This window comes from Agathobaculum sp. NTUH-O15-33, assembly GCF_033193315.1.
Taxonomy (GTDB): domain Bacteria; phylum Bacillota; class Clostridia; order Oscillospirales; family Butyricicoccaceae; genus Agathobaculum; species Agathobaculum faecihominis_A.
Window position 1 is genome coordinate 627,963 of the sequence record NZ_CP136187.1, and the last position, 17,941, is coordinate 645,903.

31 protein-coding genes are annotated in these 17,941 nt (G+C 57.0%); 30 read left to right on the top strand and 1 reads right to left on the bottom strand.

Features of this window, described 5'->3' with window-relative positions; genetic code table 11:
- Positions 1-13: 13 nt before the first annotated feature.
- From rpsC to RWV98_RS03405, 26 genes are all read left to right on the top strand, one after another.
- Complete coding sequence (gene rpsC / locus RWV98_RS03280; RefSeq protein ID WP_280962531.1) at positions 14-817, top strand: 30S ribosomal protein S3; 804 nt, start codon at positions 14-16, stop codon at positions 815-817.
- Positions 817-1,245, top strand: a complete 429-nt coding sequence (rplP, locus tag RWV98_RS03285; protein WP_280962532.1) for a 50S ribosomal protein L16 — start codon at positions 817-819, stop codon at positions 1,243-1,245. The genes rpsC and rplP overlap by 1 nt, the downstream gene beginning before the upstream one ends.
- Entirely contained in the window at positions 1,245-1,445 is a 201-nt protein-coding gene (gene rpmC, locus RWV98_RS03290) for a 50S ribosomal protein L29 (protein WP_280962567.1), read from the top strand. The genes rplP and rpmC overlap by 1 nt, the downstream gene beginning before the upstream one ends.
- Positions 1,446-1,459: 14 nt before the next feature.
- Positions 1,460-1,717, top strand: coding sequence for a 30S ribosomal protein S17 (gene rpsQ / locus RWV98_RS03295; RefSeq protein WP_280962533.1), 258 nt, complete (start codon positions 1,460-1,462; stop codon positions 1,715-1,717).
- Positions 1,718-1,729: 12 nt separating this feature from the next.
- Entirely contained in the window at positions 1,730-2,098 is a 369-nt protein-coding gene (rplN, locus tag RWV98_RS03300; protein WP_280962534.1) for a 50S ribosomal protein L14, read from the top strand.
- Positions 2,099-2,113: 15 nt separating this feature from the next.
- Positions 2,114-2,431, top strand: coding sequence for a 50S ribosomal protein L24 (rplX, locus tag RWV98_RS03305; protein WP_280962535.1), 318 nt, complete (start codon positions 2,114-2,116; stop codon positions 2,429-2,431).
- A gap of 20 nt (positions 2,432-2,451) precedes the next feature.
- Complete coding sequence (gene rplE, locus RWV98_RS03310; protein ID WP_280962536.1) at positions 2,452-2,997, top strand: 50S ribosomal protein L5; 546 nt, start codon at positions 2,452-2,454, stop codon at positions 2,995-2,997.
- A 16-nt stretch (positions 2,998-3,013) separates the two neighbouring features.
- On the top strand, positions 3,014-3,199 hold the full coding sequence (locus RWV98_RS03315) for a type Z 30S ribosomal protein S14 (protein WP_280962537.1): 186 nt from the start codon (positions 3,014-3,016) through the stop codon (positions 3,197-3,199).
- A 452-nt stretch (positions 3,200-3,651) separates the two neighbouring features.
- The gene (gene rpsH, locus RWV98_RS03320) at positions 3,652-4,050 is read left to right on the top strand and encodes a 30S ribosomal protein S8 (RefSeq protein WP_280962538.1); all 399 of its coding nucleotides are present in this window, start codon (positions 3,652-3,654) and stop codon (positions 4,048-4,050) included.
- Between the two features lie 15 nt (positions 4,051-4,065).
- Positions 4,066-4,611: a 50S ribosomal protein L6 gene (gene rplF / locus RWV98_RS03325; RefSeq protein ID WP_280962539.1), complete on the top strand. Its 546-nt coding sequence runs from the start codon at positions 4,066-4,068 to the stop codon at positions 4,609-4,611.
- 19 nt (positions 4,612-4,630) lie between these two features.
- The gene (rplR, locus tag RWV98_RS03330) at positions 4,631-4,990 is read left to right on the top strand and encodes a 50S ribosomal protein L18 (protein WP_280962540.1); all 360 of its coding nucleotides are present in this window, start codon (positions 4,631-4,633) and stop codon (positions 4,988-4,990) included.
- 18 nt (positions 4,991-5,008) lie between these two features.
- Positions 5,009-5,518, top strand: a complete 510-nt coding sequence (gene rpsE / locus RWV98_RS03335) for a 30S ribosomal protein S5 (protein ID WP_280962541.1) — start codon at positions 5,009-5,011, stop codon at positions 5,516-5,518.
- A 17-nt stretch (positions 5,519-5,535) separates the two neighbouring features.
- Positions 5,536-5,718, top strand: a complete 183-nt coding sequence (gene rpmD / locus RWV98_RS03340; RefSeq protein ID WP_280962542.1) for a 50S ribosomal protein L30 — start codon at positions 5,536-5,538, stop codon at positions 5,716-5,718.
- Positions 5,719-5,721: 3 nt separating this feature from the next.
- Positions 5,722-6,162 (top strand): 50S ribosomal protein L15, encoded by a 441-nt coding sequence (gene rplO / locus RWV98_RS03345; RefSeq protein ID WP_280962543.1) that lies wholly within the window; start codon positions 5,722-5,724, stop codon positions 6,160-6,162.
- 1 nt (position 6,163) lies between these two features.
- The gene (secY, locus tag RWV98_RS03350; RefSeq protein WP_280962544.1) at positions 6,164-7,453 is read left to right on the top strand and encodes a preprotein translocase subunit SecY; all 1,290 of its coding nucleotides are present in this window, start codon (positions 6,164-6,166) and stop codon (positions 7,451-7,453) included.
- 18 nt (positions 7,454-7,471) lie between these two features.
- Positions 7,472-8,101: an adenylate kinase gene (locus RWV98_RS03355; RefSeq protein WP_317863758.1), complete on the top strand. Its 630-nt coding sequence runs from the start codon at positions 7,472-7,474 to the stop codon at positions 8,099-8,101.
- A gap of 4 nt (positions 8,102-8,105) precedes the next feature.
- Positions 8,106-8,870 (top strand): type I methionyl aminopeptidase, encoded by a 765-nt coding sequence (map, locus tag RWV98_RS03360; RefSeq protein WP_280962546.1) that lies wholly within the window; start codon positions 8,106-8,108, stop codon positions 8,868-8,870.
- The gene (locus RWV98_RS03365; RefSeq protein ID WP_280962547.1) at positions 8,870-9,145 is read left to right on the top strand and encodes a KOW domain-containing RNA-binding protein; all 276 of its coding nucleotides are present in this window, start codon (positions 8,870-8,872) and stop codon (positions 9,143-9,145) included. Before map ends, RWV98_RS03365 begins: the two co-directional genes overlap by 1 nt.
- A 15-nt stretch (positions 9,146-9,160) precedes the next feature.
- Entirely contained in the window at positions 9,161-9,379 is a 219-nt protein-coding gene (gene infA, locus RWV98_RS03370; RefSeq protein WP_125115735.1) for a translation initiation factor IF-1, read from the top strand.
- Positions 9,380-9,477: 98 nt separating this feature from the next.
- Positions 9,478-9,591: a 50S ribosomal protein L36 gene (gene rpmJ / locus RWV98_RS03375; RefSeq protein ID WP_031472205.1), complete on the top strand. Its 114-nt coding sequence runs from the start codon at positions 9,478-9,480 to the stop codon at positions 9,589-9,591.
- Between the two features lie 327 nt (positions 9,592-9,918).
- Positions 9,919-10,287 (top strand): 30S ribosomal protein S13, encoded by a 369-nt coding sequence (rpsM, locus tag RWV98_RS03380; protein WP_280962548.1) that lies wholly within the window; start codon positions 9,919-9,921, stop codon positions 10,285-10,287.
- 16 nt (positions 10,288-10,303) lie between these two features.
- Positions 10,304-10,708, top strand: coding sequence for a 30S ribosomal protein S11 (gene rpsK, locus RWV98_RS03385; protein WP_280962549.1), 405 nt, complete (start codon positions 10,304-10,306; stop codon positions 10,706-10,708).
- A gap of 20 nt (positions 10,709-10,728) precedes the next feature.
- A complete protein-coding gene (rpsD, locus tag RWV98_RS03390) occupies positions 10,729-11,322 on the top strand; it encodes a 30S ribosomal protein S4 (protein ID WP_280962550.1) in 594 nt (197 codons plus the stop codon).
- A gap of 87 nt (positions 11,323-11,409) precedes the next feature.
- Positions 11,410-12,357, top strand: coding sequence for a DNA-directed RNA polymerase subunit alpha (locus tag RWV98_RS03395; protein WP_280962551.1), 948 nt, complete (start codon positions 11,410-11,412; stop codon positions 12,355-12,357).
- A 67-nt stretch (positions 12,358-12,424) separates the two neighbouring features.
- On the top strand, positions 12,425-12,769 hold the full coding sequence (rplQ, locus tag RWV98_RS03400) for a 50S ribosomal protein L17 (RefSeq protein WP_280962552.1): 345 nt from the start codon (positions 12,425-12,427) through the stop codon (positions 12,767-12,769).
- A 532-nt stretch (positions 12,770-13,301) separates the two neighbouring features.
- Positions 13,302-14,414 carry an IS481 family transposase gene (locus RWV98_RS03405; RefSeq protein ID WP_317863766.1) on the top strand — a complete coding sequence of 371 codons (1,113 nt, stop codon included), beginning with the start codon at positions 13,302-13,304 and terminating at the stop codon, positions 14,412-14,414.
- A 151-nt stretch (positions 14,415-14,565) separates the two neighbouring features.
- Here RWV98_RS03405 and RWV98_RS03410 read toward each other — a convergent pair whose 3' ends face one another.
- Complete coding sequence (locus RWV98_RS03410; protein ID WP_317863768.1) at positions 14,566-14,817, bottom strand: helix-turn-helix domain-containing protein; 252 nt, start codon at positions 14,815-14,817, stop codon at positions 14,566-14,568.
- A 111-nt stretch (positions 14,818-14,928) separates the two neighbouring features.
- On the opposite strand from RWV98_RS03410, the gene RWV98_RS03415 reads away from it, so the two are divergent.
- The 4 genes from RWV98_RS03415 (at position 14,929) to nusA (ending at position 17,925) form a co-directional block, all read left to right on the top strand.
- Entirely contained in the window at positions 14,929-15,237 is a 309-nt protein-coding gene (locus RWV98_RS03415; RefSeq protein WP_317863770.1) for a hypothetical protein, read from the top strand.
- 93 nt (positions 15,238-15,330) lie between these two features.
- A complete protein-coding gene (locus RWV98_RS03420) occupies positions 15,331-16,203 on the top strand; it encodes an AraC family transcriptional regulator (protein ID WP_317863772.1) in 873 nt (290 codons plus the stop codon).
- A 177-nt stretch (positions 16,204-16,380) separates the two neighbouring features.
- The gene (gene rimP / locus RWV98_RS03425; RefSeq protein ID WP_280962556.1) at positions 16,381-16,845 is read left to right on the top strand and encodes a ribosome maturation factor RimP; all 465 of its coding nucleotides are present in this window, start codon (positions 16,381-16,383) and stop codon (positions 16,843-16,845) included.
- A 21-nt stretch (positions 16,846-16,866) separates the two neighbouring features.
- Positions 16,867-17,925 (top strand): transcription termination factor NusA, encoded by a 1,059-nt coding sequence (nusA, locus tag RWV98_RS03430; protein WP_280962557.1) that lies wholly within the window; start codon positions 16,867-16,869, stop codon positions 17,923-17,925.
- Positions 17,926-17,941: the final 16 nt, after the last annotated feature.

Below are 17,941 nucleotides of genomic sequence, written 5' to 3' on the forward strand. Positions count from 1 at the left end.
GGGAGGGTAATCAATGGGCCAGAAAGTAAATCCGAACGGTCTCCGTGTCGGTGTTATCAAGAATTGGGATTCCCGTTGGTTTGCCAAGGATAACGCCTTCGGCGACCTTCTCGTGGAAGACTACCAGATCCGTAAGGACCTGAAAAAGCGTCTGTTTGACGCAGGCGTTCCGGCGATCGAGATCGAGCGCAAGAACGACGAGATCAAGATCTTTATCCAGTGCGCCAAGCCCGGCTTCGTTGTCGGCCAGAACGGCGACAAGATCAAGGCGCTTGAGGAAGAGCTGTCTAAGAAGTACGGCAAGAAGGTCAAGTGCTCGATCATCGAGATCAAGAATCAGGACACGAACGCCACGCTCGTAGCCGAGAACATCGCCGCGCAGCTTGAGAAGCGCATCGGTTTCCGCCGCGCGATGAAGCAGGCCATGGGCCGTGCGATGCGCATGGGCGCCAAGGGCATCAAAACCTGCTGCTCCGGCCGTCTGGGCGGCGCGGAAATCGCCCGCGTAGAGCACTACCACGAGGGCACGATCCCGCTGCAGACCCTGCGCGCGGATATCGATTATGGCTTTGCCGAAGCCAATACCACCTATGGTAAAATCGGCGTTAAGGTATGGATCTACAAGGGTGAAGTGCTGCACGGCGGTCCGAGACTCGGCCGTTCGATCGAAGTGCCGAAGCCCGCGTTTGAGCGCCGTGACCGCCGCGACCGTGGAGGTCGCCGTGATGATCGCCGCGGCGGCTTCAACCGTAACGGTCAGGGCCGTCCGAACGGCGGTAATGGCCGTCCGGCTAGACAGGAAGGAGGCAACCGCTAATGCTGCTCCCTAAGAGAGTAAAGTATCGTCGCGTGCATCGTGGCCGCCTCAAGGGCAAGGCCCTGCGCGGCAACACCGTAACCTACGGCGATTTCGGCCTGCAGGCCACCGAGCCGAGCTGGATCACCTCGAACCAGATCGAGGCCGCCCGTATCGCCATGACCCGCTACACCAAGCGTGGCGGTCAGGTATGGATCAAGATTTTCCCCGACAAGCCTGTTACCGAGAAGCCTGCCGAGACCCGCATGGGTTCCGGTAAGGGCTCGCCCGAGTACTGGGTAGCCGTCGTAAAGCCCGGCCGTGTTCTCTTTGAGATCAACGGCGTTTCCGAGGAGACCGCTCGCGAGGCTTTGCGTCTGGCCAGCCACAAGCTGCCCTGCAAGACCAAGTTCGTAAAGCGTGAGACCAAGAATGGCGGTGAAGAATGATGAAGGCTAGCGAGATCAGAGAGCTGACGGCGGAGGAGCTGAACGGTAAGCTCGCCGACCTGAAGAAGGACCTTTTCAACCTTCGTCTCCAGCACGCGACCAATCAGCTTGACAACACCAATAAGATCACTGAGGTCAAGCACGACATCGCGCGTGTGGGTACCGTTCTCCGCGAGAAGCAACTCGCGGATAAGGCGTAAGGAGGGTAACGAAGTTGAGCGAAAGAGCATTACGCAAGACCCGTGTGGGCAAGGTCGTATCCGACAAGATGGACAAGACCATCGTTGTCGCGGTAGAGGATCGCGTGCAGCATCCTCTTTATAAGAAGGTTATTCCGCATACCTTTAAGCTGAAGGCGCACGACGAGAACAACGAGTGCAAGATCGGTGATAAGGTTAAGGTCATGGAGACCCGCCCGCTTTCCAAGGATAAGCGCTGGCGTTTGGTCGAAGTGATCGAGAAGGCTAAGTAAGGAGGAGAGCACATGGTTCAGCAGGAAAGCTTTCTGCGTGCGGCTGATAACAGCGGCGCGAAAGAACTGAAATGTATTCGTGTTCTCGGCGGCTCCGCGCGCAAGTACGGTAACATCGGCGACGTCATCGTCTGCTCGGTGCGTAAGTGCACCCCGGGCGGCGGCGTTAAGAAGGGCGACGTGGTCAAGGCGGTCATCGTTCGTACCGTGAAGGGCCTGCGCCGCGCGGATGGCAGCTACATCCGCTTCGACGAGAACGCAGCAGTAATCATCAAGGAAGATAAAAACCCCAAGGGCACCCGTATCTTCGGGCCCGTGGCGCGCGAGCTGCGCGACAAGGATTACATGAAGATCCTGTCGCTCGCTCCGGAAGTACTTTAAGGAGGTCGCCGTATAATGAATAATTTGCATGTTAAAACGGGCGACCAGGCCGTCGTTCTTTCCGGTAAGGAAAAGGGCAAGCGCGGCAAGGTACTGTCCGTCAGCCCCAAGAAGGGCATGGTCGTCATCGAGGGCGTCAACATGGTCAAGTGCCATACCAAGCCCCGCCGTCAGGGTGAAACCGGCGGCATCATCACCCGCGAGGCCGCTCTGCGCGCCTGCAAGGTGATGCGCGTGTGCCCCAAGTGCGATAAGCCGACCCGTCCGGCGCACAAGATCACAGAAGACGGCGTAAAGCTGACAGTGTGCAAGCACTGCGGCGAAACACTGTAAGAAGAGGAGGCAAGCAATCAATGGTTCCGAATTTGAAAGCCAAGTACACCGCGGAAGTTGCGCCTGCTCTGATGAAGAAGTTCCAGTATAAGAGCACGATGCAGATTCCGACCATCGAAAAGATCGTTGTCAACGTCGGCTGCGGCAAGGAAGCAAACGGCAACGCGAAGGTGATCGAATCGGTCGTGCGTGACATCACCGCGATCACCGGCCAGAAGCCGGTCGTTACCCTCGCCAAGAAGTCCGTTGCAAACTTCAAGCTTCGTGAAGGCATGCCGGTAGGCGTTAAGGTCACCCTGCGCGCAGACCGTATGTGGCAGTTCCTTGACCGTCTCTTCAACGTGGCGCTGCCCCGTGTCCGCGACTTTCGCGGCATCAACGGCGATGCGTTCGACGGCCGCGGCAACTACGCGCTGGGCCTGAAGGAGCAGCTGATCTTCCCCGAGATCGCGTATGATCAGATCGATAAGGTTCGCGGCATGGATGTGGTTATCTGCACCAGCGCGAACACCGATGAAGAAGCGAAAGAGCTGCTCACGCTGATGGGCGCTCCGTTCGCGAAGTAAGGGAGGAGAAGATTCAATGGCTAAGAAGTCTATGGTACTCAAGCAGCAGAAGACGGCGAAGTTCTCCACCCGTGCGTACAACCGCTGCAAGATCTGCGGCCGCCCGCATGCGTATCTGCGCAACTATGGCGTGTGCCGTATCTGCTTCCGCGAGCTGGCCTATAAGGGTCAGATCCCGGGCGTGCGCAAGGCGTCCTGGTAAAAAAGATTCGATCGGGACCAAGGTCCCGATCGAGTATCCCGGTTTTGAAGCGCGGCCTTGGCCGGCTTCAATCCGGTTCGTATAAAATCCGAGGCGCAGGTCCCCGGATTTTATAAAATTTCGATTCGACGAAATTTTCTGTTTGAATACGCGCTTCGGCGCGTGGGAAAACGCCCTTTGAAGCGTTTTGACGGGATAGAGTGCGGTTATTTACCAAAAAATATGCACTTTGCAGCTTGTCAGCAGCGCGAAAAGCATGATATAATTAGTCGTTGCCCGCCATAGTGCGGGCTAAACGGCTGTTATAAAGTAGCAGTTTTTTCCCAGCCGCTGCCTGTGGAAAGGCCACGGAGCAGTGTAGAGAAAAGTGGGAGGCAAACAGGTCAATCAAGGGACTAACCCGCCCGGATTGCTGCACTACCCCCAAACTTCTTAAAAGGAGAGCATTAAGTATGCAGATCACAGATCCCATCGCGGATATGCTCACGCGCATCCGCAACGCCGGAACCGCCCGCCATGCGAGCGTTGACGTACCGGCATCCAAAATGAAGAAGGCAATCGCTCAGATCCTGCTCGACGAAGGCTATATCAAGTCCTTCGAGGTCGTCGAAGGCGGCGTTCAGGGCATCATCCGCATCACGCTCAAGTATGTCGACGGCCGCCAGAAGGCGATCACCGGCCTCAAGCGTGTGTCCAAGCCCGGCCTGCGTGTGTATGCCGGCGCAATGGAGCTGCCCCGTGTCCTCCGTGGCCTCGGCGTTGCCATCGTTTCCACTTCCAGAGGCGTCATGACCGACAAAAAGGCCCGCGAGCTGAATGTCGGCGGCGAAGTCCTCGCATTTGTCTGGTAAGGGGAGGTATAAAATATGTCTAGAATTGGTAGAATGCCGATTGCCATCCCGGCCGGCGTGGACGTCAAGCTTGACGGCACCACGGTAACCGTTACGGGCGCAAAGGCAACCCTTACCCGTGATATCCACCCCAACATGATCGTTAAGGTGGAAAACGGTGAGATCATCGTCACCCGTCCGAACGATGAAAAGCAGAACCGTGCGCTGCACGGCCTGACCCGCAGCCTGCTGAACAACATGGTGGTAGGCGTTACCGAGGGCTACAAGAAGGAGCTCGACGTACAGGGTGTAGGCTACCGTGTAGCCAAGCAGGGCAAGGATCTGGTTATGAACCTCGGGTACTCGCATCAGGTAACCATGAGCGAGATCGACGGCATCTCCATCGAAGTGCCGAACCCGAATAAAATCATCATCTCCGGTCCCGACAAGCAGAAGGTTGGCCAATTTGCAGCGGAAGTCCGCGAGAAGCGTCCGCCCGAGCCGTACAAGGGCAAGGGTATCCGCTACACGGATGAGTATGTCCGCCGCAAGGAAGGCAAGACCGGCGCTAAGAAGAAGTAAGGGAAGGAGAGTGTGCTAAATGATTTCTAAGAAAGATTCCAACAAGGCGCGTCTGCAGCGCCATAAGCGCGTTCGCGCGAAGATCTCCGGTACCGCCGAGCGTCCGCGCCTCGACGTGTTCCGTTCCGCCAAGAACATCTACGCACAGGTCATCGACGATGTCAGCGGCGTGACCTTAGTCTCCGCCTCGACTACCGAGAAGGACTTTTCCGTATACGGCGGCAACAAGGACGCGGCCAAGAAGGTCGGCCAGCTTGTTGCTGAGCGCTGCAAGGCCAAGGGCATCGAAAACGTTGTCTTTGATCGCGGCGGCTATCTGTACCACGGACGAGTCAAGGAACTCGCTGAAGGCGCCCGCGAGGGCGGCCTGCAGTTTTAAGTCGGGAGGAGGTAAAACATGGCTAAGTTTGATAGAAACGACAGACGTGACCGTGACGACGATCTGAAAGAGACCGTCGTTGCCCTGAACCGTGTAGCAAAGACGGTCAAGGGCGGCCGCGTCATGAAATTTTCCGCGCTGATCGTTGTCGGCGACGGTAAGGGTACGGTCGGTTTCGGCCTTGGCAAGGCTTCCGAAGTACCGGACGCCATCCGCAAGGGCATTGAAGACGCCAAGAAGAACATGACGAAGATCTCGCTCAAGGGCACCACGATCCCTCACGAGGTGATCGGTGCGTTCGGCGCGGGCCGCGTGCTGCTCAAGCCCGCCGCCCCCGGTACCGGCGTTATCGCCGGCGGCGCTGTGCGTGCGGTGGTGGAAGCTGCCGGCATCAAGGACATCCGTACCAAGTGCCTGCGCTCGAACAACCCGCAGAACGTGGTGACTGCCACCATGGAAGGCCTGAAGAGCCTGCGCGACGCGGCTCAGGTAGCTGCTGTTCGCGGCAAAGCCGTAGAAGAACTTTAAGAAAGGGGTAATCAGAAATGGCTAACATGAAAATTACCCTGAAAAAGAGCTTGGTCGGCCGCTTGGATAAGCATATCGCGACCGCTCATTCTTTGGGGCTTAAGAAAATCAACGATGTAACCGTTCAGCCGGATAACGCGCAGACGCGCGGCAAGATCCATCAGATCGGTTACCTGCTCGAAGTAGTAGAGGAGGCGTAACCGATGAAGCTTCACGAATTATCGCCGGCCGCCGGTTCGGCCAAACCCGCTTACCGTAAGGGCCGCGGCGCTGGCTCCGGCAACGGCAAAACTGCTGGCCGCGGCCACAAGGGCCAGTGGGCCCGTTCGGGCGGCGGCGTACGCCGCGGCTTTGAAGGCGGCCAGATGCCTTTGGCTCGCCGTCTGCCGAAGCGCGGCTTCCACAACATTTTTGGCACCACGTTTGCCCCGGTCAATGTTTCCGCTCTGGAGCGTTTTGAGGATGGCACCGAGGTCACCGCAGAGACCCTGCGCGAAGCCGGCATCGTCAAGAACACGCTCGATGGGGTCAAGATCCTCGGCACCGGTACCCTGAGCAAAAAGCTGACGGTCAAGGCCGCGGCTTTCTCGGCTGCCGCAAAGGAGAAGATCGAAGCCGCAGGCGGAAAGACCGAGGTGGTTTAAGGTGTTTCAAACCCTTAAAAACGCCTGGCACATGCCCGATCTGCGCAAAAAGATCCTGTACACCCTGTTTATCCTGCTGATCTTCCGCTTCGGTTCCAACATCCCCGTGCCGTTCATCAACACGGCGATGCTGGCCGAGTATTTCAACCAAGCGGCGGTATCCGGCTCGGCGCTGGGCTTCATTGATATGTTCACGGGCGGCGGTCTGTCGCGCGCGACGATCTTTGCAATGTCCATCACGCCGTATATCAACGCATCGATCATTCTGCAGCTGCTGACCGTGGCCATTCCCGCTCTCGAGCGCATGGTCAAGGACGGCGGCGAGGAAGGCCGCAAGAAGATCGCTTCCTGGACCCGCTATGTCGGCGTTCTGCTCGGTCTTTTGCAGGGCTTCTCTTACTACGCGCTGCTGCGTAATCAGGGCTTTTTGGCCAGCAACAGCGCGCTGGCGGGCGCGGCCATCGTGCTGACGTTCACCGCGGGCACCGCGCTGATCATGTGGCTGGGCGAGCACATCACCCAGAACGGTATCGGCAACGGTATCTCGATCATCCTGTTCGCAGGCATCATCTCCCGCGGCCCGCAGCTCGTGCGCACGCTGTGGAACCTGATGAAGCAGGGCGGCTCCAACATCGCGGTAGCGCTTCTGATGGTCGTGATCGGCCTTGCGCTCGTGGTGTTCATCGTGTTCATGTCGAACGCGGAGCGCCGCATCCCGGTTCAGTACGCCAAGCGCGTGGTGGGCCGCAAGATGTACGGCGGTCAGTCGACCCACCTGCCGATCAAGGTAAACGCTTCCGGCGTTATGCCGATCATCTTTGCCTCCTCCATCCTGTCCCTGCCCCAGACCATCGGTATGTTCTGGAAGCCGGCAACGGGCACGGTGGGCTGGCACATTATGAACCTGTTCAGCCAGAGCAGCCCGTTCTATATCGTGCTGTACGCTCTGCTGATTATCGCGTTCGCGTATTTTTACGCGTCCATTCAGTTTAACCCCATTGAGATCGCCAACAACCTCAAGAAAAACGGCGGTTTCATTCCCGGCTTCCGTCCCGGCAAGCCGACGAGCGACTTTATCATGAAGGCGCTCGGCAAGGTCACGTTTGTAGGCGCGATCTTCCTCGGCGTCGTGGCGATCCTGCCGCTGATCGTCGGTGCGATTTCGTCCAACCTGTCCAATGTGGCGCTCGGCGGCACATCGGTCATCATCGTGGTCGGCGTTGCACTCGATACGGTGAAGCAGATGGAGGCGCAGATGATGATGCGTCACCACAAGGGCTTCTTAGAGTAATACGGGAGGCGTAGAGCTGTGAATCTGATTTTACTCGGTGCGCCGGGGGCCGGCAAGGGAACGCTGGCGGCATACCTCATCGAAAAGATGGGGGTGCCGTCGGTATCCACCGGCAACATCCTGCGCGAGGCGATCAAAAATGATACGCCTCTCGGCCGTGAGGCCAAGCAGTTCATGGATAAAGGCCAGCTGGTTCCGGACGAAGTCGTTATCGGCATGCTGAAGGACCGTGTTGCGCAGGCGGACTGCGCAAAGGGCTTTATTCTGGATGGCTTTCCCCGCACCATTCCGCAGGCGGAAGCGCTCGATACGATCGCATCGATCGATCTCGCGCTTTCCCTCGAAGTGCCGGACGGCGTGATCGAAGGCCGTATGACCGGCCGCCGCGTTTGCCTGACCTGCGGCGCGACCTACCACATCAAGAACATGCCCCCCAAGATGGAGGATGTTTGCGATAAGTGCGGCGATAAGCTCGTCGTGCGTAAGGACGACGCGATCGAAGTCGTCCGTGACCGGCTTGCGACGTTCCACAAGCAGACCGAGCCGCTCAAGGACTACTACGGCAAACAGGGCAAGCTGAAGAGCATCGACGGAACGCAGGGCATCCATGAGACCGAGCGTCTCGCCGTCGAAGCATTGGGGCTGTAAGAGAATGATCCATATTAAATCCGAACAAGAGCTCGAGCGGATGCGTGTCGCCTGCCGCCTGACCGCTATGGCGCGGAAGGCGGCGGCGGACGCAGTCCGTCCCGGAGTTACTACGGGCGAGATCGATCGGGTCGTCCGCAAGACGATCGAGGAGAACGGCGCAAAGCCTTCCTTCCTCGGTTACGGCGGCTTCCCGGGGAGCGCCTGTGTATCGGTGGGCGACGAGGTCATCCACGGCATCCCTTCCAATACGCGCGTCGTAAAAGAAGGGGATATCGTCAAGGTCGACGTGGGCGCCTATATCGGCGGCTTTCACGGCGACTGCGCCTGCACCGTCGCGTGCGGCGAGGTATCCGAGGAGGCCAGACGCCTGATCGAGGTAACTCGGCAGAGCTTCTATGAGGGTATCAAATTTGCCCGGGAGGGCAACCGCTTATCCGATATCTCGGCGGCCATACAGGCCTATGTCGAGGAAAACGGTTTCTCGGTAGTGCGCGCATACGTCGGTCACGGCGTGGGCTCCGCTCTGCACGAGTCGCCGGAGGTACCGAACTTTGGCCGTCCCGGCCACGGTATCCGCCTCCAGCGCGGTATGACCCTTGCAATTGAGCCCATGGTCAACGTGGGTGTGTATGATGTCAAAGTCCTGCCGGATGGCTGGACTGTCAAAACGAAGGACGGAAAACTGTCCGCACATTATGAAAACACCATCGCCATCACAGACGGCGACCCCGAGATTCTGACGAATATCGACGGCGAGGTACTGTGATGGATTCCCATGTAGCCGATATTGTGTTATCGCTGTCCGGTAGGGACAAAGGCCTGCTTTTTCTCGTCGTTGCGGAGGAGGGGGATTTCCTCCGTCTTGCCAACGGCCGTGGACGCCGCGCGGAAAATCCGAAGCGCAAGCGGCGGCGGCACGTCTGCCGTCAGGGCACATGCGACGAACGCACCCGCCAGAAGCTGGCGGACGCCGGCAGGCTGACCAACAGCGAAATACGCAAAGCCCTCGCCCTATGGACGGGGGAACAAGACTCAAATTGACCGAGGAGGGTAAACATGTCAAAAGATGACGTAATCGAGCTGGAAGGTACCGTCATAGAGGCGCTGCCCAACGCCATGTTCCAAGTGGAGCTGCCCAATGGGCATAAGATCTTGGCTCATATTTCGGGCAAACTCCGTATGAATTTCATCCGCATTCTTCCCGGCGACAAGGTCACTGTTCAGATGTCGCCCTACGACCTGACCCGCGGTCGTATTACTTGGCGCTCCAAGTAATGAAAGCGGGCGGAGGCGCCTAGGTGACTTTGGGCGCCAGTGGTCACGGGAGAAACCGTGTCCCATCCCACCATATCAAATGATGGAGGTAAAATGTCATGAAGGTAAGACCGTCTGTTAAGCCGATCTGCGAAAAGTGCAAGATCATTCGCCGCAAGGGCAAGGTTATGGTTATCTGCCAGAACCCGAAGCACAAGCAGAAGCAAGGGTGATTTCGATCGCAACCACGTTTGCGATCGAGTCTGCTGTCGGCTGCGCGCGCCCTACGGGCAGAAGGTGAATTGTCCCTTCGGGACAAGAGAAGCCGGTCTGGGCCGCACTTGCCGCCGGTTTGTATAAAAAGTCACGCGCATGGCGCGACTTTTTTATGAAAATTGCGCTTTGCTGCAATTTTCTATTGAATGCGCGCCTTTGGCGCGGATTATCGTTTAGTGAACACGACAAGCATGCATGGAAATGCAGCGCTGCAGGGACGGAGGCGGTCCCTATACTGTGTTTGCCAACACGCCTCAGTGTATTAATCGGAGGTTATAAAAAGTATGGCACGTATTGCCGGTGTTGACCTTCCCCGCGAAAAGCGCGTGGAGATCGGCCTGACCTACGTCTTCGGTATTGGCCGCAAGACGTCGAATGAAATCCTTGGTAAGACCGGTATCAACCCTGATACCCGCGTTAAGGATCTGACCGAAGAAGAAGCCGCTAAGCTGCGTGAAGTCATCGAGCGCGACTACAACGTCGAGGGTGACCTGCGCCGCGAGATCGGCCTGAATATTAAGCGTTTGGTTGAAATTGGCTGCTACCGCGGCCTACGCCACCGCCGCGGCCTGCCGGTTCGCGGTCAGCGCACCAAGACCAACGCCCGTACCCGCAAGGGCCCCAAGAAGACCATTGCGAACAAGAAGAAGTAAGGAGGGGAACGTATAAATGGCTAAGGTACAGCAGAAGAAGGGCGCGACCCGTACGCGCCGTCGCGAGCGCAAGAACATTGAGAAGGGCGCGGCTCACATCCGTTCCTCTTTCAACAACACCATCGTCACCATCACCGACACGAACGGCAACGCCATTTCTTGGGCTTCCGCCGGTGAAATGGGCTTCCGCGGCTCGCGTAAGTCCACTCCGTTCGCCGCACAGACCGCGGCCGAGACCGCTGCCGCCGCTGCGATGGAGCACGGCCTCAAGACTGTCGAAGTTTATGTCAAGGGCCCGGGTTCCGGCCGTGAGGCCGCTATCCGCGCGCTGCAGGCCGCCGGCCTCGAAGTGACCATGATCAAGGATGTCACGCCGATCCCGCATAACGGCTGCCGCCCGCCCAAGAGAAGAAGAGTCTAATAGAGGAGGAAACCAAATAAATGGCTAAGAATACACAGCCCGTTCTCAAGCGCTGCAAAACGCTGGGTCTTTCCCCCGCGGTACTTGGTTACTCCAAGTCCACCAAGCGTCAGCCCAAGCAGTCCCGCCGCAAGCAGTCCGAATACGGCATGCAGCTGGCTGAAAAGCAGAAGGTAAAGTTCATCTACGGCGTGCTCGAAAAGCAGTTCCGCGGCTACTATGAAAAGGCCGAGCGCAAGCAGGGCATCACCGGCGAAATCCTGCTGCAGGAGCTGGAGCGCCGTCTGGATAACGTCGTGTTCCGTATGGGCTTTGGCAACACCCGCCGCGAGGCCCGTCAGCTCGTCAACCATGCGCACTTCACCGTAAACGGCAAGCGCGTTAACATTCCGTCCTATCAGGTAAAGCCGGGCGACGTGATCGCGGTCAGCGAGAAGAGCCGCTCTACCACCAAGTTCAAGTCTCTGCTCGAGGAAAACGGCAAGAAGGCTGCCCCCAAGTGGATCGACAAGGCTAAGGACTCTTTCGAGGGCAAGGTCATTGCGATGCCCGCGCGCGACGATATCGATTATGATGTTGCCGAGCACCTCATCGTCGAGTTGTACTCGAAATAATAAACCCTCGTTTTGGGCTTTGCTGCGGCGGCTTCGCCGCGGCACGGCCCGCCTAGAGTTTTTAACCAACGTGAAGGAGGGTACCCTATGATCGAAATCGAAAAGCCGCGCATTGACTGTGAACAGCTCGCCGAGGACGGCTCCTACGGTAAATTCGTTGTTGAGCCTCTCGAACGCGGATACGGCACCACGCTGGGCAATTCCCTGCGCCGCATCCTGCTTTCCTCCCTGCCGGGCACGGCAGCGTCGAGCATCAAGATCGCAGGCGTACAGCATGAGTTTTCCACGATTCCGGGCGTGAAGGAAGACGTTACGGAGATCGTGCTGAATATTAAGGGCATTATCGCTAAGCTGCACTGTGACGGGCCCAAGACGGTCTATATCGAGGCCGCCGGCGAGGGCGAAGTCAAGGCTGGCGACATCCATGCCGACGGCGAGGTCGAGATTCTCAATCCCGATCTGCACATCGCCACGCTCATGAGCGACGCGCGCCTGTCCATGGAGATCACGCTGACTTCCGGCCGCGGCTATGTTCCGGCTGAGAAGAACAAGCAGCACCAGACCTCCATCGGCGTCATTCCGGTGGATTCGATCTATACGCCGGTCTATAAGGTCAATTACACGGTGGAGAACACCCGTGTGCGCGACCTGACCGACTACGATAAGCTCACGCTCGAGGTTTGGACCGACTCGACCATCTCCGCGCGGGACGCTGTCTCGCTCGGCGCAAAGGTCCTGCGCGACCACCTCGACCTGTTCGTCGATCTCTCTGAGGAGATCGGTTCCAAGTCCACTGTTGTAGAAAAGGCTGAAGCGCAGCACGATAAGGTGCTTGAAATGACCATTGAGGAGCTTGACTTCTCCGTGCGTTCGTTCAACTGCCTCAAGCGCGCCGGCATCAACACGGTGGAGGATCTGATCAATACCTCGGAAGAGGACATGATGAAGGTGCGCAACCTCGGCCGCAAGTCGCTCGAGGAGGTCATCGGCAAGCTGGAGGCCATGGGCCTATCGCTCGCCAAGACCGACGAATAATGAACTGATCTGCGGCGGCAACGCTTTTGCCGCGCCGCCGCATTACTTTTTATGGAGGTAACAACGAATGGCTAACAACCGCAAGCTCGGTCGTCCTACCGACCACCGTATGGCCATGCTGCGCGCGATGGTAACCTATCTGCTGGAGAACGGCCGGGTAGAGACCACCGTTGCCCGCGCGAAGGAAGTCGGCCCGCTGACTGAGAAGATGATCACCCTTGGTAAGAAGAACACGCTGGCCACCCGCCGTCAGGCGATGGCGTTTATCACCAAGGAAGCGGTCGTCGCTAAGCTGTTCTCGGAGATCGCTCCCGAGTACGCTTCCCGCAACGGCGGCTACACCCGTGTCATCAAGACCGGCCCCCGCCGCGGCGATGCCGCCGAGATGGCGATCATCGAGCTGGTCAAGTAAGAGCTTTTAAAAAGGTTATCCAGTAGCGTGCTTACTGGATAACCTTTTTCTTTTATGGGTGGCTCGCGTTGCTCGCGATTGAATGCGCGGCGGTAGCCGCGGGGGGACGATGCGGCGCCCGCCGCGGGGGCAAAGGGGAGAGAACAACCTTCGCGGTTTTTCTCTCCCCTTGACCTCCACTTATTTCCCTTGCGACTGTCTGGGGCGGAGCATGCCGACCTTTTGCATGATAAACAATATTTGGATGATGCGGTATCGGGTGCCGGGGGATTCAGTGGATGGGTGCCTTCGCTCCGCCGGACCGGCGTGTTGGCGCGCCCACTTGTCCCGGCGCTTCGCTTTACTTGGAGGTTCGCTGACGCTCACAATGATATGCGCGGCGGTAGCCGCGTGCGGCCGAGTGGGGTCATGTATGGAGTAGTAAGATAGGTAACAGAAAGGGAAGAGAGAAAGGTAACAGTTCGAGTGATAAAATAAAGGCATCAGATAGAGAGCGGAAGTGAAACAGATGCCTTGGGAAGAGAGAACTGTTATGAAGCAGCGAGAAAACTTTGTAGAAGCCGCAGCGCGGCATGAGAAGAGCATGAGCGCTCTATGCCGGGAGTATGGGATCAGCCGAAAAACAGGCTACAAATGGCTAAAACGTGGATCGTTCGGGCAGAGTCTGGCGGACAAAAGCCGCCGTCCTCACGTGCAGCCGGCGAAGACGCCGCAGGAGACAGAGCGTCTCATTGTGGATACACGTGCAGGTCACCCGGCGTGGGGAGGGAAAAAGATCAAATCCGTTTTGGAAGCCATGGGTCATCCGGATATCCCCAGTGCCAAAACCTGCGGTACGATACTCAAACGCAACGGATGCATCCATCCGGAGGAAGCGCTCAAGCACAAGCCATACCAGCGCTTTGCGCGAGAGCACTGCAACGAGCTTTGGCAGACAGACTTCAAAGGCGACTTTCTGCTCGCGGACAACAGCCGCTGCTACCCACTTGACATTCTGGACGATCGTTCGCGGTTCTGTATCCGGATCGACGCAAAAAGTGCCGCCACAGGGGTAAAGGACAGCTTTATCCGCGCATTTCGGGAGTTTGGATTGCCCGATGCGATCCTTTCGGATAACGGGTCCCAGTTCTCCGGTTTTCGCGGCGGCTACACGCAGTTTGAGCGGTTTCTAATGGATTTGGACGTCACGCCGATCCACGGCCGCATCATGCATCCCCAGACGCAGGGTAAAATCGAACGCTTTCACCGCACCATGAAGCAGGAGGCCCTGCGCACCACGCCGGCAAATCTCAAGGCGGCGCAAGCGTGTCTGGACGTCTGGCGCCAATGCTATAATGAGCTGCGTCCTCACGCCGCTTTGCACATGAAGACGCCGGCTTCGCTGTACAAGCCGAGCAAACGCGCTTACTTCACACCGGCACCTTTTGTGTATGACACAGGGGCCCCGGTCATTAAAGTGAATAATTGGGGTTACCTGCGGTTTGGACCTGTCCGGGTATATCTCAGCGAGACCCTGCGGGATACTTATCTGCAGATCCGGGCTGAGGAAGACGACACCTTTTCCGTCATCTACCGCAATTACCGCATTGCTCGCATCGACGCCCAGACCTGCCTTTTAATTGATCGCCACATCCGCAAACTGTAACCTATGTCTCTTCCCTTTGTGTTACCCTTCTTTCTCTTTACAGGTCACCCGGCCCTACATTTCCGGTATGTTATGACCTTTTTCAAGCGATGTGACCCGTTGGGCTGTAGGGCGGGGTGACTCACCCCGCCGCGCGAAACGTTGATTGAGTTTAAAATTTCATAATAGGCACTAGACCATTAAAGAAATCGCTATATTCAGCCTTTAGTATGGATTTTATTGCAATTAAATCACTAACAAAAATATTGCGCACGCCTGTTTCGATTTGTGCATAGGTGGATTGCGACATAGGTCGACCAGCAATAGCAAGCTGTGCGCATACCTCACGTTGTGTTAGCCCTTGCTTTTGACGTATTCTTCGCAAGTTATCACCGATGCTTATATCTTGTAATATTTTGGACATTGTACATACCTCCTAATTATCACTATCTAGTAATTTTGTCTTGATTATATCATTCTTATCTGCTATAATTATCACTAGATAGTGATAAAGGCGCGTTTGGGAGGAAATAAAATGAAAAAGCAGCAACGTAAGAAGCAAACCCTTCGTTTCTTAAAGTGGATCAGACGATATGGTGGCTGGTGGTATTTGATCTGTACACCGAATGATGAGCACATGAATGCGGACATGATGATAATGCTGATCAAGCGTTTGGCGAAAGAAGGATTTTATGAAATCATCTTTGTTCTTTTGATGGTACACCGTGAAGATGAGCTTTTGCAGAGCGCAAATAAAGAAATGTTGCTGGAGCTGATGATCGATGAATGGAAAATGGACAGGCAGGATGAGCTTGTACAAAAGCTGATTTATTACATAGAATAAACGCGGTATTACATGACACCACACCGCACGCAAAGTCACGCGAAATGATTTTACCTTCGCTATAATGAACGTACAGAGAAAGGAGTGGAACGGATGGACTGGGTAAATGCACTGCAAAACGCGATCGACTATATGGAGGAGAACCTGACCGAGCCGCTCGACTATGTCGAGGTGGCCAAACGGGCTTGCTCGTCAAGCTTTCACTTTCAGCGGGTATTCGGTATTCTGTGCGGCTACACGGTGGGCGAATACGTCCGTAACCGCCGCCTGACGCTGGCGGGCAGCGAGCTTGCAAGCGCGGACTGCAAGGTGATCGATGTGGCGCTCCGCTATGGGTATGACAGCCCGGAGAGCTTCAGCCGCGCGTTCACAAAGTTCCACGGGATCACGCCGTCGCAGGCGAAGGCCGGCAACGCCGGTCTGCGGTCCTTCTCCCGCCTCTCTGTAAAACTCATTCTTGAAGGAGGCACTATCATGGATTATCGGATTGAAAAGAAGGGCTCGTTTGAGGTCATTGCCAAAGCGGAACGCATACCGGGCGGCGGAGAGATCAGCCAAGCGGAGATCAGAAAGCTGTGGCAGCGAACGGTAACGGACGGCACGATTGAAAAGCTGTGCGCCTACAATACGGGGGACAGCGTGTTTGGCGGCTCGGTCGCCGGTATCTGTCTGGACAACCCCTATGAGGGCGATTTTGACTATGCGATTGGCGTATCCTATCACGGCGGCGACGTGGCCGAGGGGCTGGAGGTCGTTGAGATACCCGCTTACACTTGGCTGATCTTCCCGTGCACCGGGCCGATGCCCGAGGCGTTCGTTACGCTTTACCGCCGTATTTACAGCGAATATTTCCCGACAAGCGAATACCAGCCCGCGGGCGGCCTGTGTCTGGAGGTTTATCCGAGCGACAAGGTCGATGATAAGGATTATCGCTGCGAAATTTGGATTTCGGCGAAAAAAAAGTAGCCAAAACGGCGCTAAAAACCGAGGTTTTTTGCAGAAAGATTTCGATCTTCTTGAAAAAGCCTTGCAATTCCGGCGCATTGGTGCTATACTATCACTGTTAAGTAAGATAAGTAATCGTAAGGAGTGGCGAAAGCCACTCCTTAACTGTTGCTTGAGGAGTTTTAAGGAGGGACGGCTTTGCAGGCAAAGCAGATCGTCGCCCGCGTGGAGGAACTGGTTCGGCCGCTGTGCGACGAAGCAGGCGTTTCGCTGTGGGATGTGGAATTTGAAAAAGAAGGCGGGCAATATATGCTGACCGTTACGGTCGACCGGCCCGAGGGCGTGAATATCGACCAGTGCGAGCAGGTATCCCGCGCGCTCGACCCCATGCTCGATGAACCGGAGTTCAACGATATGCCGTCGTATACGCTTTGCGTATCCTCCGCTGGCCTGAGCCGCCGCCTCAAACGGCCCGAACACTTTGCGGCTTTTCTCGGCCACACGGTCGAGGTCGGCCTTTATAAGCCGGTAAACGGCGCCAAGCGCGCCGAGGGGACGCTTACCGCGTATGACGAGGGCCGCGTCACGTTGGATTGCGGCGGCCAGACGATCGTTTATGAACCGAAGGACATCGCCGCCGTTCGTCTGGCGGTCGAGATATAATAAGGAGTTGACTTAGAAAAAATGGTGAACGCAGAATTTTTTGACGCTCTGGATCTGCTGGAAAAAGAAAAGGGCATTCCGGTCGATTACATGCTCGACCGCGTGGGGCAGGCGCTCATTACCGCCTATAAGCGCGATAACGACGGCATGACCGATAACGTTTTTGTGGATCCCGATCGTACAAAGAAAACCATCCGCATGTACGTGCGCAAGACCGTCGTGGACGACGTTTATGAGCCGTACGAGGAGCTCAGCGTCGATGAGGCGCTGGAATATAAGCGCGACGCCAAGCTCGGCGATATCATCGATATCGAAATCCCCACCAAGTCGTTTGGCCGTATCGCCGCGCAGACGGCAAAGCAGGTCATCATTCAGGGCATCCGCGAAGCGGAACGCGGCATGGTCATCTCCGAATTTGAATCCAAGGAACACGAGATACTCACCGGCGTGATCTCCCGCATCGATCCGCGCACGGGCAACGCTTATCTGGATGTGATCTCCGGCGGCGAAAAGACCGAAGCCGTGCTCGCTTCTTCCGAGCAGGTGCGCGGCGAGGAGATCGAAGAGGGCCAGCACCTGAAGGTCTACCTGATCGAGGTGCGGCGCGGTACGCGCGGCCCGCAGATCGTGGTATCACGCACGCATCCGGGCCTTGTCAAGCGCCTGTTTGAGCTTGAAGTGCCCGAGATCCACTCCGGCGTGGTCGAGGTAAAATCGATTGCGCGCGAAGCGGGCAACCGCACCAAGATCGCCGTGATGTCGAACGATGAAAACGTGGACCCGATCGGCGCATGCGTCGGCACGCGCGGCGCGCGCGTGACCAACATCACGAACGAGCTGGGCGGTGAAAAGATCGACATTATCAAGTGGAGCGAGGATATGCCCTCCTTCGTGTCGGCTGCGCTCGCGCCGGCGGATGTTGTTTCCGCCACCCTGCAAGCGGACGGCAAGAGCTGCCGCGTGCTTGTACCGGACGATCAGCTTTCGCTGGCTATCGGCAAGGAAGGGCAGAACGCCCGCCTCGCCGCCAAGCTGACCGGCTGCAAGATCGATATCGCGCCCGAATCCGCGGGCGAGTAAAAGGGAAGGAGAGCGG